The sequence below is a fragment of the Amycolatopsis sp. NPDC051106 genome (genome assembly GCF_040682775.1).
Taxonomy (GTDB): domain Bacteria; phylum Actinomycetota; class Actinomycetes; order Mycobacteriales; family Pseudonocardiaceae; genus Amycolatopsis.
Window position 1 is genome coordinate 1 of record NZ_JBFBBQ010000155.1, and the last position, 12,425, is coordinate 12,425.

Annotated in this window: 10 protein-coding genes and 1 pseudogene; 5 read left to right on the top strand and 6 right to left on the bottom strand. The window is 72.5% G+C overall.

The window, feature by feature from the left end; genetic code table 11:
- The 3 genes and pseudogenes from AB0M83_RS46970 to AB0M83_RS46980 form a co-directional block, all read left to right on the top strand.
- Positions 1-333 (top strand): annotated as a pseudogene (locus AB0M83_RS46970) (hypothetical protein); the annotation flags it as partial.
- Positions 334-358: 25 nt separating this feature from the next.
- Positions 359-1,474, top strand: a complete 1,116-nt coding sequence (locus AB0M83_RS46975) for a histidine kinase (RefSeq protein ID WP_364528795.1) — start codon at positions 359-361, stop codon at positions 1,472-1,474.
- Positions 1,471-2,115, top strand: a complete 645-nt coding sequence (locus tag AB0M83_RS46980) for a response regulator transcription factor (RefSeq protein WP_364528798.1) — start codon at positions 1,471-1,473, stop codon at positions 2,113-2,115. The genes AB0M83_RS46975 and AB0M83_RS46980 overlap by 4 nt, the downstream gene beginning before the upstream one ends.
- Here AB0M83_RS46980 and AB0M83_RS46985 read toward each other — a convergent pair.
- The 3 genes from AB0M83_RS46985 to AB0M83_RS46995 all read right to left on the bottom strand — a co-directional run bounded on the left by AB0M83_RS46985 (position 2,108) and on the right by AB0M83_RS46995 (position 3,893).
- The gene (locus AB0M83_RS46985; protein WP_364528801.1) at positions 2,108-2,677 is read right to left on the bottom strand and encodes a PadR family transcriptional regulator; all 570 of its coding nucleotides are present in this window, start codon (positions 2,675-2,677) and stop codon (positions 2,108-2,110) included. The two genes, AB0M83_RS46980 and AB0M83_RS46985, sit on opposite strands and share 8 nt — an antisense overlap.
- 6 nt (positions 2,678-2,683) lie before the next feature.
- Entirely contained in the window at positions 2,684-3,073 is a 390-nt protein-coding gene (locus AB0M83_RS46990; protein ID WP_364528804.1) for a nuclear transport factor 2 family protein, read from the bottom strand.
- Positions 3,074-3,149: 76 nt separating this feature from the next.
- Positions 3,150-3,893 (bottom strand): SDR family oxidoreductase, encoded by a 744-nt coding sequence (locus AB0M83_RS46995; RefSeq protein WP_364528807.1) that lies wholly within the window; start codon positions 3,891-3,893, stop codon positions 3,150-3,152.
- A gap of 139 nt (positions 3,894-4,032) precedes the next feature.
- Here AB0M83_RS46995 and AB0M83_RS47000 point away from each other — a divergent pair, with 139 nt between their 5' ends.
- Positions 4,033-4,908, top strand: a complete 876-nt coding sequence (locus AB0M83_RS47000; protein WP_364528810.1) for an RNA polymerase sigma-70 factor — start codon at positions 4,033-4,035, stop codon at positions 4,906-4,908.
- Positions 4,909-4,912: 4 nt separating this feature from the next.
- Here AB0M83_RS47000 and fadD8 read toward each other — a convergent pair whose 3' ends face one another.
- Positions 4,913-6,523: a fatty-acid--CoA ligase FadD8 gene (gene fadD8, locus AB0M83_RS47005; protein ID WP_364528813.1), complete on the bottom strand. Its 1,611-nt coding sequence runs from the start codon at positions 6,521-6,523 to the stop codon at positions 4,913-4,915.
- A gap of 162 nt (positions 6,524-6,685) precedes the next feature.
- Complete coding sequence (locus AB0M83_RS47010) at positions 6,686-8,074, bottom strand: alpha/beta hydrolase domain-containing protein (RefSeq protein WP_364528816.1); 1,389 nt, start codon at positions 8,072-8,074, stop codon at positions 6,686-6,688.
- Positions 8,075-8,362: 288 nt separating this feature from the next.
- Here AB0M83_RS47010 and AB0M83_RS47015 point away from each other — a divergent pair, with 288 nt between their 5' ends.
- A complete protein-coding gene (locus AB0M83_RS47015; RefSeq protein ID WP_364528819.1) occupies positions 8,363-9,634 on the top strand; it encodes a sigma-70 family RNA polymerase sigma factor in 1,272 nt (423 codons plus the stop codon).
- Positions 9,635-9,666: 32 nt separating this feature from the next.
- On the opposite strand, the gene AB0M83_RS47020 is transcribed toward AB0M83_RS47015, so the two are convergent.
- A complete protein-coding gene (locus AB0M83_RS47020) occupies positions 9,667-11,910 on the bottom strand; it encodes a PQQ-dependent sugar dehydrogenase (RefSeq protein ID WP_364528822.1) in 2,244 nt (747 codons plus the stop codon).
- Between the last annotated feature and the right edge of the window lie 515 nt (positions 11,911-12,425).

Consider the following 12,425-nt stretch of genomic DNA (forward strand, 5'->3'; position numbering starts at 1 on the left):
GCCGGGGTGCTGACCGGCGGCGGCGCCCTGCCTGCCGGCGCGGGGGCGGCAGGCAGGGCGGTGGGCGGGGTGCTCGCGCTGACCGTCCTGTCCGGACTCGCCGGGGTCGCGCTGGGCGGGCTGCTGCGGCACACCGGGCTCGCCGTCGGGGTGTTCGCGGTGTGGACGTTCGTCGCCGAGACGACCCTCTCCGCGCTCACCGGCGTACCGGCGACCACGCTGCCCTTCAGCGGCACGGCGTTGTCCGCCCTGCCGGGGACCGCGGTGTTCGTCGCGCTGGTGGTGCTCGCTCTGGCAGCGACCACGTTCACCCTGGCTCGCCGTGACGGCTGATCCGGCGCGCCCTAACCTGAACACGATGAAGCGCTGGCTGAGCTGGTGGGACGGCCGGGTCGTGCTGCTCGCGCTCGACGTCGCGGTGGCCGCGGCCGTGATCGTGGTGACCCTGACCGGCGGCGACCCGCGGGACCCGCACCCGGCGCTCTACGTCCCGGCGGTGTTCGTGTCGGGGCTCGCCCTGCTCGCGCGGCGGCGGTGGCCGTTCCTCGTGCTGCTGGTCGCGGTGGCGTGCATGCCGGCCGGGGTGACGCTGCTGCCGCTGATGGTGGCGCAGTACTCGGTCGCGGTCCGGCACGGCGTGAGCGTCGTGACCGGCCTCGCGGTCGTCGTCGCCGGTATCGCCGGGAACGTCGTGCCGGTGCTGCGGAACCCGGCGAGCTTCACCCTCGTCGTGCTCGTGCTGGGCTTCTTCGTGCTCGGCCCGGCGCTGGCCGGGCTGTGGATGCACCAGCGCGCCGCGCTGCTGGGCGTGCTGCGGGACCGCGCCGAGGAGGCCGAGCGCACCCGGACGCTGCTGGCCGACCAGGCCGTCTTCGCCGAACGACGGCGGATCGCGCGGGAGATGCACGACGTCGTCGCGCACCGGGTGACGGCGGTCGCGCTGCAGGCCGGGGCGCTGTCGCTGCGGGCGCCGGACGAGCAGACCGAGCAGGCCGCCGAGACGATCCGGGCCACCAGCGCGGTGGCGCTCGACGAGCTGCGCGCCGTCCTGCGGGTGCTGCGCGACGACGCCCCGGACGCGGGCCCGGGGGTGCTCGCGTCGCTCGAGGACCTGGTGGCCGAGGTCGCGGCGACTGGCGCGCGGGTCGAGCTGACGCTGCCGGACCCGCTGCCCGCGGTCCCGGACCAGGTCGACCGGGCCGTCTACCGCGTGGTGCAGGAGGCGCTGACCAACGCGGGCAAGCACGCGCCGCACGCGGCGGTCGACGTCCGGCTGGCCGTCACCGGCGACCGGCTGGCGGTCGAGGTGACGAACCGGCTGACCCCGCACGGCGGCGCCGTCCCGGGGTCCGGCTACGGCCTGGTGGGCATGCGCGAACGCGTCGAACTGGCCGGGGGCGACCTGCGCACCGGCCCGACGGGCGACGGGCGGTTCCGGGTGCTGGCGTGCTTTCCGGTGGGGGAGGGACTGTGACGGTCAAGGTCGTGCTGCTGGAGGACGAGGAGCTGGTCCGCAGCGGCATCCGGATGATCCTCGAGTCGGCCGACGACGTCGAGGTGGTCGCCGAGGACACGAACGGCGCGCGGGCGGTCGAGCTGACCGACCGCTTCCGGCCGGACGTGGTGCTGACCGACGTCCAGATGCCGAAGGTGGACGGCATCGAGGTGGTCCGGCGGCTGGCCGCGCACCCGGCGGCCCCGGCGGTGGTCGTGCTGACGACGTTCGACGTCGACGAGTACGTGTACGCGGCCCTGCGCCACGGCGCGGCGGGCTTCCTGCTGAAGGACACACCGCCGCGCGAGCTGGTCAACGCGGTCCGGGTGGTGGCCCGCGGCGAGGCGATGCTGTCCCCGAAGATCACGAAGCGGCTGTTGACGGACTTCGCTTCCGGCGGCGGGAGTTCGCGGGCCCGGCGCCGGCTGGCTTCGCTGACTCCGCGCGAGCACGACGTCGCCGTCCACATCGGACGCGGGCTGAGCAACGCGGAGATCGCCCGCGCGCTCGTGGTGAGCGAGTCGACGGTGAAGGTCCACATCGGACACATCATGGCCAAGCTGGAGGCGGCGAACCGCACCCAGGTGGCGATCCTGGTCCACGACGCCGGCCTCAGCTGACTTGGTCACCCGCGTTCCGGCGTTCGAGGATCTTCAAGGACTGCTCGCACCAGCGGAGGTTCTCCCGCTCGAACGACAGCCCGCGCATCAGCGTCAGGTACGGCCCCACCCGCTCGGCGTTCGCGAGGTAGTCGTCCTCGAAGCGGCCGTCCAGCAGGCCCGCCCGGAGGCGTTCGTAGCGGGCGATCTTCGTCTCCGCCCGGGTCATGCGCTCCTTCAGCGCCTGGCGGACCGCCGCCTCGTCGCCGGCGTCGACGGCCTGGACCTGGATCAGCAGCTCGTCGCGGATCACGCCCGGGCGGGGCGGGCGGGCCGTGAACTCGTGGAGGGCCCGCTCACCCGCCTCCGTCAACGAAAACAGCCTCTTGTCCGGCCGCTTCTCCTGGTGGACCAGGCGGGCGCGGACCAGGCCGTCCGCGGCCAGCCGGTCCAGTTCGCGGTAGAGCTGCTGCGGTGTCGCCGGCCAGAAGTTCGCCACCGACGCGTCGAACCCCTTCGCCAGGTCGTAGCCGGACGCCTCACCCTCCAGCAGTGCTGCCAGTAGTGCGTTGCGCAGCGACATAGTCAACTAGTTGAGTGCTTCGCGCTGGATCTGGTCGAACTGGGCCGCCATCGCTTCCGACAGCGCCTGCGCGGCCGACAGCGGGCGGACCATCACCGTGAACTCGTCGATCAGCCCGTCGTCGTCGAAGTGCAGGAAGTCGCAGCCCTCGACGCGCGCGTCACCGATCCGGGCCTCGAAGACGAGCGCGTGGTCATGCCCTTCGCCGCCGCTCAGCTCGCGCACGTACCGGAAGTCCTCGAACACCCGCAGCACGCCTCGCAGGATCGCGGCCGTGATCGCCTTGCCCGGGTACGGCCGGAACGCCACCGGGCTCCGGAACACCACGTTCTCGGCCAGGGTCGCGGCCATGGCGTCGGGATCACGGGCCTCGACGGCCTTGCGGAAGCTGGTCATGCCTCACCTCACCTGGTCAACAAGTTGACTAGGAGCCTACCCGCACGGGTGGCGCCGGGCCACCCGTGCGGTGCGGTCACGACCGGGCCAGCCAGTCGGCGAGCTTCGTCTCCGCGAGCGTCGCGCCCGGCCCGGGCAGGAGCTCCTCCGGTCCCGGCACCGCGCCGAAGTACGGCGCCTCGGGGTCGGTGACGACCTCGCGCGGGTCCTCGCGCGCGGTCAGCACCGTGCGCACCCACTCGTCGAGGCCGAAGACCTCCGGGCCGGCGATCTCGGTGCGGCCGCCGATCGGCTGCCCGGCCGCGGTCCGGGCGACGGCGGCGGACACCTCGGCCGCCGCGATCGGCTGCACGCCGGCGCCGGGCAGCCGCACGACGCCGTCGGTGGTCGAGGTGTCGGCGATCCCGCCGGCGAACTCGAAGAACTGCGTCGCCCGCACGATCGAATACGGCAGGCCCGACTCGGTGATCAGCTTCTCCTGCGCGACCTTGGCCCGGAAGTACCCGACGTCCGGCTGCCGGTCGGTGCCCACCACCGACAGCGCGACGTAGTGCGTGACGCCCGCTTCCTTCGCCGCCGCCACGAGGTTCCCGGTCGAGGTGCGGAAGAAGTGCAGGACGTCGTCGTCGGCGAACGACGGCGAGTTCGAGACGTCGATCAGGACGTCCGCGCCCAGCAGCACCTCCTTCAGCCCTTCGCCGGTCAGGGTGTTCACGCCGGTGCTGGGGGCGGCGGCGACCGCCTCGTGGCCGTGTTCGGCCAGCCGCGCGACCACGTTCGTGCCGATCAGGCCGGTTCCGCCGATGACGACGACCTTCATGTCCGTTCCTCCCGTTCGGCGCCCGCCCGGACGGCCCGGGAGGTGCGCACCAGTCAAGACAAGGCAGCGCTCTCGTTCGTGACAACCGGCGGCGGATACGCTGCCGTCCGAAACCCGTCGTCGGAAGGGATCCGCGCGCATGGAGGACACCGGCCTCGAGGACGCGGCCGCCGTCTTCGCGGCGGTGCGGCCGCGGCTGTTCGGCATCGCCTACCGCATGCTCGGCAGCGCCGCCGACGCGGAGGACCTGCTCCAGGAGGTCTGGCTGCGGTGGCAGGCCAGTGACCGGGCCGCGGTGCGCACCCCGGCGGCCTACCTCGCGACGACGACCACGCGGCTGGCGATCAACGCGACCAAGACGGCCCACGCGCGGCACGAGACCTACGTCGGCCCGTGGCTGCCGGAGCCCGTGGACACCGCGGCCGATCCGCAGCTGGGGGCGGAGCGCGGCGCCGCGCTGGAGCTCGCGGTGCTGCTCCTGCTGGAGAAGCTCACACCGACCGAGCGCGCGGCCTACGTGCTGCGCGAGGCCTTCGACTACCCGTACGCCCAGATCGCCGAAATCGTGCAGACGACGGAGGTGGCGTCCCGGCAGCTCGTCAGCCGCGCGCGCAAGCACCTCGCCGCGGGGCGGCGCACGCCGGCCGCGCCGCCCGAGCAACGGCGGCTCCTGACCGCGTTCGTGACCGCCGCCCAGGAAGGCGACTTGTCGACACTGGAGGAGCTGTTCGCGGCCGACGTGATCAGCTACTCCGACGGCGGCGGTGCGGCCCGCGCCTCGCGCATCCCGGTGCGCGGCGCGACGACGGTGGCGAAGTACGTCCGCGCGTTCCGCGACCGCTTCTGGGTGGGCGTGACGGTGACCCCGGCGCTCGTCAACGGCGCGCACGCGATGCTGCTGTCCCGCGACGACGAGGTGTTCACGGTGCTGACGGTGACCGCCTCGACGGAGGGCATCGACCAGGTGCTGTGGATGATGAACCCCGCCAAGCTCACGGCGGTCGCCGCCGTATAACGCCCTACACGCCGGCGCTCTTGGGCTCGTACTGGGCCCGCAGCGCCTTCTTGTCCGGCTTCCCCAGTCCGGTCATCGGCAACGACGCCGCGACGATCACCTGCTTCGGCACGTGCACCGGGCCCTTCCGCTCCCGCACCGCCGCCTGGATCTCGCCCGTCAGCTGCTCGATCGCGGCGTCGTCGGCGGCCGCATCGGAGCGCAGGACCACCACCGCCGTCACCGCTTCGCCCCACTTCTCGTCCGGGGTGCCGATCACGCCGACCTGGGCGATCGCCGGGTGCTCGGCCACCACGTCCTCGACCTCGCGGGGGAAGACGTTGAACCCGCCCGTGACGATCATGTCCTTGACGCGGTCGACGATGAACCAGAAGCCGTCCTCGTCCTCGCGGGCGACGTCGCCGGTGTGGAGCCAGCCGTCGCGGAACGTCTCCGCCGTCACCTCCGGCAGGTTCCAGTAGCCGGCCGCCAGCAGCGGGCCGGCCACGCAGATCTCGCCGGGTTCGCCGGGGGCGACGGGAGTGCCGTCGGCGCCGAGCAGCGCCGTGCGGAGGAACGCAGACGGGCGCCCGCACGAGGACAGCCGCGCGTCGTCGTGGTCGCCCTTGGCGAGGTAGCTGATCGCCATCGGCGCCTCGGACTGGCCGTAGTACTGCGCGAAGATCGGGCCGAACCGGTCGATCGCCTCCTTCAGGCGCACCGGGTTGATCGACGCGGCGCCGTAGTAGACCGTCTGCAGCGACGACAGGTCGCGCGTGCGCGAGTCGGGGTGGTCCATCAGGGCGTAGAGCATGGTCGGCACCAGCATGGTGGCCGTGATCCGCTCCTCCTCGATGATCCGCAGGACGTCGGCGGGGTCGAACTTCGGCACGACGACCAGGGAGCCGCCCTTCAGCAGTGTCGGGGCGAAGAACGCCGCGCCGGCGTGGGAAAGCGGCGTGCAGATGAGGAACTTCGGCGCCTCGGGCCACTCCCATTCGGCGAGCTGGATCTGCGTCATCGTCGCCATCGCCTGCGCGGTGCCCATGACGCCCTTGGGCTTGCCGGTCGTCCCGCCGGTGTAGGTGATCGAGACGACCTGGTCCGGCGGCAGCGTGGCGGGCTTCAGCGGGCCCGGCTCGAACTTCGCGGCGGTCGCGGTCAGGTCCGTGCCGACGTGGGCCAGCGGCTCGGGCACCGGCCCGATGGTCAGCACCTGGGTCAGCCCCGGCACCTTCTCGAGCAGGCCGAGCGCGCGGTCGACGAACGCCGGCACCGGGTCGATGATCAGCGTGGTGATCCCGGCGTCGCCGAGGATGTAGGCGTGGTCGTCGAGCGAGCCCAGCGGGTGCAGGGCCGTCCGCCGCGACCCCTGCAGCTGGCCGGCCGCGATGATCAGCAGGACCTCGGGGCGGTTCAGCGACAGCAGCGCCACCGCCGCGCCCGTGCCGGCCCCGAGCTCCTCGAAGGCCTGGGCGTACTGGCTGACCTGCTCGGCGGTCCCGCCCCCGGTCATCGTGGTCTCGCCCAGCACCATCACCGGCGCGTCCCGGTGGCGCTTCAGGGCGGAGACGACCAGATGCCCGAGGTGGTTCGGATACCGCATCGCCTGCTCGTCCATCCCGGTCCCTTCCACGGCGTCAGACTAGAACACGTTACTGTTTTCGGCACTATACCCGCACCGCGCAAGGGGTGTCCGCCTCCTGTTTCGGTGGAACAGGTTCCATCGTCGCGCTCGACGCCACCTGAACCGCCGGCCGCGAGCCCACCACCCCGGCGGTGGGCTCGCGGTCCCGGTCTACGGAACGGGCGCCGCGGTCGCCCGGGCAACCGCTTCCTCGCGGTCGGCGGGCAGGAGGTACCCGGCCCGCAGCGCCCGGTCCGCCGCGGCGGTGAACTTCGCGACGTACGTGGCGTGGTCGGGGTAGAGCTGCCGGATCCGCGCCGCTGACAACGGTGTCGTCGTGCCCAGCAGCAGGCACGCGCCCGCCACGTTGCCGCCGCTGTTGTTCGGCGCGTACGCGGCCACGGGCACGTCGAGGTCGGGCAGCCGGACCCCGCCGAGGGCGTTCTGATCGGCGTCACGGCGGATGAACAGGCCCAGCAGCAAGGAGATCGGCGTCGCGGCCGGCGGCGCCGCGCCACCGCGGGCCCAGCGGTCCAGGTACGCGAACGCGGCGTTCTCCGCGTACCGGAACGTCATGCGGTTCACCGGCTTGTCGCACGTCGTGGGCGCGCCGCCGTTGATCGACCCGTCCCGCGCGTTCGCCGCGTTGTAGAGGTCCAGTCCGTACTGGTCGGCGTGCGCCGTGCCCGCGACCTCCCAGGTTCGCACCCGGGCGGTGTCCTGCCGGACCGAAGCCGACGCGACGACGTCCGTCTCCGACTGCAGGACGAACACCGGAACGGCCAGATCGGTGCGGATGTGAGCGGACAGCGGCCCGATGACGCCGTCATCGATCGGGGCCGCCAGGGCCGCCCGGCCGTGGATCATGAGGCCGTCGTAGATTCCCCGCACCGGTTGAACAGCGTTCGCATAGGTAGTCAGCCGCAACGCGGACTGCGAGTGCCCGGTGCCGAGCACGACCGCCGGTGCCCGGCCGCCCAGCAGCTCCGGATGCGTCCGGACCGCCTGTGCGGCCTGCGAAAACACGTCGTACGAGAGCGTGTCGGAGCCGAGGTCCACGGCGCCGTACCGGCCGGGATCGAGGCTCTTCAGCTTGTCGGCCCCGGCTTTCTGGGTCGTCACCCCGACGTAGGCGTAGCCCTCGCGCAGGAAGTGCTCGTACGACTGGGAGAAGTCGACCGGGATGTCGACGCCGAAGCTCACGTTCAGCCATTCGACCACCACGGTGCCGGTGAACCGCGCCGGGTCGCCCGGCCGCACCACGATCATCCTTGTGGTGTAGGCGTTTCCGGTGCTGGCGACGCGGGTGTCCCAGCGGCCGTCGCCGGTCCACAGACCGTCCTGGGCGTAGGTGTCGGCCTGCCCGGACAGAAGATACTCCTGCTCGACGTACCCGCGGCCGGCGAGGTCGAGGATGCCTTGGGCGCCGCTGACCGGCCGGCCTTTGCCGGCGTTCGCGGGCACTTCCGTCACCGTGGGCGCGGGGGCGGCCTCGGCCACCGCGGTGACCGAAAAGGCCGTGAGCAGCAAGGTCAGCAGAAGACACCGGACTCTGCGCATGGGGGAGACCCTCCTGGTGGCGGACGTCGACCGTCCACATCGGACACGGATGCGGTGGCCACCGCCCTTCGTCTCTACCCGCCGCGTGACACCACGGCAATGACGGGCCCCAGGGGCGGGACGAAACCCGGCCGGAGTGCTCAGTCACCTGACAAGACGGGGGTGCGGGACACTCACCGCGGAAGAAAAGGGGCTTTCCGTGCCGAAACCTTGCGCCCGGCCCGTCGTTGGACGACTATCGCGTGACGTTCTGCACGTGCAAGCGCACGGGCAAAGGGGGAGGTGCGGGTGACCGAGGTGGCGCCGGCGGTGGCCGGGACGACGGACGTCCCGACCGACGCGGTCTTGATCCAGGCGGTGCGCGGCGGGGACGTTGCCGCGTACAGCCAGCTCTACGACCGGCATCTGGCCGCAGCCCGCCGGGTGGCGGCCGCGATCGCGGCGGACGCGGCGGAGCGGGACGACCTCATCGCCGAAGGATTCACCCGAGTACTGCGGATTCTGCGCTCGGGCGAGGGACCGGACGAGGAATTCCGGCCTTATCTCCTGACCACCATCCGGAACACGATGATCAGCTGGCGCCGGCGCGACTCGGCGGTTTCGCTGGTCGCCGAGGTGCCGGACGTCCTGCCGAGCGAGGGCAGCGACGAGCCGGTGGACAGCCGGCTGCACGGCACCGTCGCCGTGGGCGCGTTCGCGAGCCTGCCCGAGCGGTGGCGGACGGTGCTGTGGCGGACCGAGATCGAGGGCGAGTCGCCGTCCCGGATCGCCGAAGACCTCGGGATGACGCCGAACGGCGTCGCCGCGCTCGCCTACCGCGCCCGGGAAGGGCTGCGGCAGGCCTACCTGGACCAGCACGTCCCGGAGGCCCGGCGGCGTACCTGCCGGGTCGTCTCGGGCCAGCTGGCCCGCTGGGTGCGTGACGGCGTCGGGGACCACAAGGCGCACCGGATCACGACGCACCTCGACCGCTGCCCGGACTGCCGGAAGCTGGCCACCGGTCTCCGGGAGCTCAACGAAGAACTGCCCGCCGCCGTCGCCCCGCTCATCCTGGGCATCCCGGTGGTGACGCACTGGCTGACCACCACCGGGTCCCTCGCTTCGTCCGGGGCGGCCGCGAGCACCGGGGCTTCCGCGCTCTCGTGGGCCACGGCGGCGAAGGTGGCCGTCGCGAGCGCGGCGCTGGTCACGACGGTGACCATCGGCGCGAGCACCTCCGACGTGGCGCCGCCGCCCCCGGCGACCGGTGCCGACGGCTCGGCTTCGCAGCCGGTGGACCCGCCGTCCGCCGCGGGCGTTCCGGCCAGCAGCGACCAGCGGTCGACTTCCGACGCACAGCTCACCTCGGTGCCGCCCACCGCGCCCGGCGAGACGGCGGCCGCGGAAGAGCCCGGGGTCGCGCAGGGCACCGGTACGGCGGCAAACGACAAGCAAGCGGCGAAAGAGTCGAAACAAGCCTCGAAGGAAGCCGCGAAGGAGTCGAAGGAAGCGGCGAAAGAGTCGAAGAAAGCGGAAAAGGAGTCGAAGAAGGCGGAGAAGACCGAGCAGCCCGGAGAATGACCCGGCCCCGCGGCGGGGGCCGGGTCATCCGGTCAGCAGGGCTGCAGCAGCCAGCAGAGCCGGTACTTCGCCTGGTAGGTCGCGGAAGCCGCCGGAGCGACGATGTTCTGCGTCCGCGCGCCGCCGTGCGCCCAGCTCGTGAAGGCGTACTTCAGGTTGAGCGGGGGCAGGTTCTGCGGGCTGTCCGCGCTGATCGAGTTGGTCGAACCGGCGATCACCGTCCGCGAGAACGGCGTGCGCTGCTGCGTCCCGCCGACGGTGAGCAGCGCCTGGTTCGGGCTCGACGTGAAGTTCAGCGTCACCGTCTTCGGTTGCAGATCCACGGTCTTCGAGCCGGTCCGGCCGGTCGAATCCGTCGCTGTCAAAGTGAGCTGCAGGTACGACGGGTACTCGTGGTCCGGCGCGACGAACGTGCCCGCGGCGACGCCCGGGAAGTCCTGGACGTTGTGCGTGTGGCAGGTGCCGTTGGCCGCGCAGTGCCGGATCGCGAGCCGCCAGGACAGGGCCGAGGGCGGCAGGGTGCCGTCCTGGGCGTCGACCGCCCGGCCGGAGAACGCCACGGTCTGGCCCACCGCCCAGGTCAGCGCCGCGGCGGGGGCGTCGATGACCGGCACCGGGTCGAGCCCGGCGGGTGTCCCGACCGTCACCCGGACCGTCGTGGTGGCCGCCGCGCCGTGGGAGTCCGTCACCCGCAGTCCGGCGTCGACCGCGGCGGCCGTGGTGTACGTCCAGGTCGGATCGGGAGCCGCGGAGTCGTCGTACGCGCCGTCGGCGTCGAGGTCCCAGGCGTAGGAGAGCGCGTCACCGGCGTCCGGATCGGTGGACCCGGTGCCGTCGAACCGGACGGTCAGCGGAGCCGGGCCGCTCGACGGCGTCGCCGTGGCCGCGGCGACCGGCGGGCGGTTGGTGCCGCCCGGGTAGCTCACGCGACGCAGTTCCCCGGCGCCCAGCGCCACGTAGAAGACGTCGCCACCGGGTCCGGTCAGCACCTGCACGGGGGTGTTCGCGCCGGTCACGAACGGGACCAGGAGGCTCGGGCTGGGCTGGCCGTTCGCCGTCTGCATCGCCCAGATGCACCCGCGTGAGGAGTCGGCGAAGAACAGCGCGCCGGCGTACGCGGCGGGGTAGTTGCTGCCCGACTCGAAGGCGATCCCGCTGATCGACGAGCCGCCGGTGGGACACGGGTCGGTCGCCACGACCTTGGCGTTGTGGTTGTAGGCGTAGAACGGCGCGGTCTGCCCGCCGCCGGTGTAGAGCGATTCGCAGCGGTCGAGGTTCGCGCCGTCGTAGCCCGCTTGTCGCGCGGAACCTTCGAAGCAGGGCCAGCCGAAGTTCTCCGCCACCGCGTCCCCGGCGTTCGCGACGCGGTTGATCTCCTCCCAGGTGTTCCAGCCGACGTCGCCGGCCCACAGCTCGCCGGTCCCGGGCCGGAACCCGAACCGGAACTGGTTGCGCGCGCCGTAGGCGATCACGCGCCGGGCGTTGGCGTCGGAGCTGCTCGCGAACGGGTTGCCGGGCAGGCCTTCGCCGGTGTCGGGGTCGAGGCGCAGGAGCGTGCCGTTGAGCAGCACCGGCTGCCCGGCCGCGCGGCGCGGGGACTGCGACCGCAGCGCGCCGCCTTCGGCGTTCGGCGGGGCGAGGTTGGTGCCGGCCGGGGAAGGCGGGTCGGCGCAGGGGTTTCCGACCTGGCCGTAGTCGGCGAAGTTGAAGCTGGCGCCGTCCCCGCCGCCCGCGTAGAGCGCACCGTCCGGGCCGAAGGCCAGCGAGCCCACCGAGTGGCTCGGGTACTGCTGGCACCAGCCGGTCACCAGCGGTTTCTCGCTGACGGCGGTGCCGGCCGCGCCCATGGTGAGCTGGGAGATCCGGCCGGTGACGACGCAGCCCTGGTCGGTCGCGCCGGGCGGCGTCGGGCAGGTGTCGCCCCAGCGCGGCGCGGTGCCGCCGGGCAGGGCGTCGAGGGTGTAGGAGACGTAGACGTACGGCCGGGCGGGGAACGCGGGGTCGACGGCCAGGCCGAGCAGGCCGCGGTCCCAGAAGTCCTGGGTCGGGGTCCGCAGGTCCGCGAACACGGTCGCGGTCGGGTCGGCGAGGGAGTCGAAGACTTTGACCAGGCCGCTCTTCTCAGCGATGAAAACCCGGCCGTCGGGGGCGAACGCCGCGGCGGTCGGCGAGGTCAGGCCCCCGATCGCGACGGTGTCGGCGAACCCGGCGGGCACGGCGGCGGCTGCAGGTGTGGCGACGGCCAGTGCGCCGGCGAGCGGCACGACGACCGCCATGGCCAAGGCACGTCTGGATCTTCGGGAGAGCAGGGGACGACGGAAAGGCAACATGGGAACTCCAGGTGCGCGGGGACCGGGACCGCCCCGTATGGCGCCGGAAGTCCGATAGTTGTTACATCTGGGCAGAAAGTGCACACGAACCGCTCAGTGGTGGCCGGGTGCCGGCGGTGGCGGTGGGGTGGGCGTCATGAACGAGTCGTTCACGGTGTCTGACGAGGTGAAAGGGTTGTCCGTGACCTTCGCCGCGGCGGCCCGCCCGACCCGCGCCGCTCAGTGGCGGCCGAGCCATTCCGCGAGCAGGGCCCGCTCGGCGCCGCTTCGCGGTACCGCCGGACATGCTCTCCGGACAGCACCGCTGCCGGGGCTTGGGTCGGTGGTGTGGGCCCGAACTCGATGCAGTGAATGACTCATTCCTGGTGGGCTTGCCCCGTTTGGGCGGACAGGGTTGATGAGTTAGCTCAGGCTATCGCAGGTGTGGTAGCCGGCTGGGCTGTTGTTTCGTAGGCGTGGGG

Coding starts and splice junctions, on each gene's coding strand:
- AB0M83_RS46975 (WP_364528795.1), top strand. CDS start 359: ATGAAGCGCTGGCTGAGCTGGTGGGACGGCCGGGTCGTGCTGCTCGCG.
- AB0M83_RS46985 (WP_364528801.1), bottom strand. CDS start 2,677: ATGTCGCTGCGCAACGCACTACTGGCAGCACTGCTGGAGGGTGAGGCG.
- AB0M83_RS46990 (WP_364528804.1), bottom strand. CDS start 3,073: ATGACCAGCTTCCGCAAGGCCGTCGAGGCCCGTGATCCCGACGCCATG.
- AB0M83_RS46995 (WP_364528807.1), bottom strand. CDS start 3,893: ATGAAGGTCGTCGTCATCGGCGGAACCGGCCTGATCGGCACGAACGTG.
- AB0M83_RS47000 (WP_364528810.1), top strand. CDS start 4,033: ATGGAGGACACCGGCCTCGAGGACGCGGCCGCCGTCTTCGCGGCGGTG.
- AB0M83_RS47010 (WP_364528816.1), bottom strand. CDS start 8,074: ATGCGCAGAGTCCGGTGTCTTCTGCTGACCTTGCTGCTCACGGCCTTT.
- AB0M83_RS47020 (WP_364528822.1), bottom strand. CDS start 11,910: ATGGCGGTCGTCGTGCCGCTCGCCGGCGCACTGGCCGTCGCCACACCT.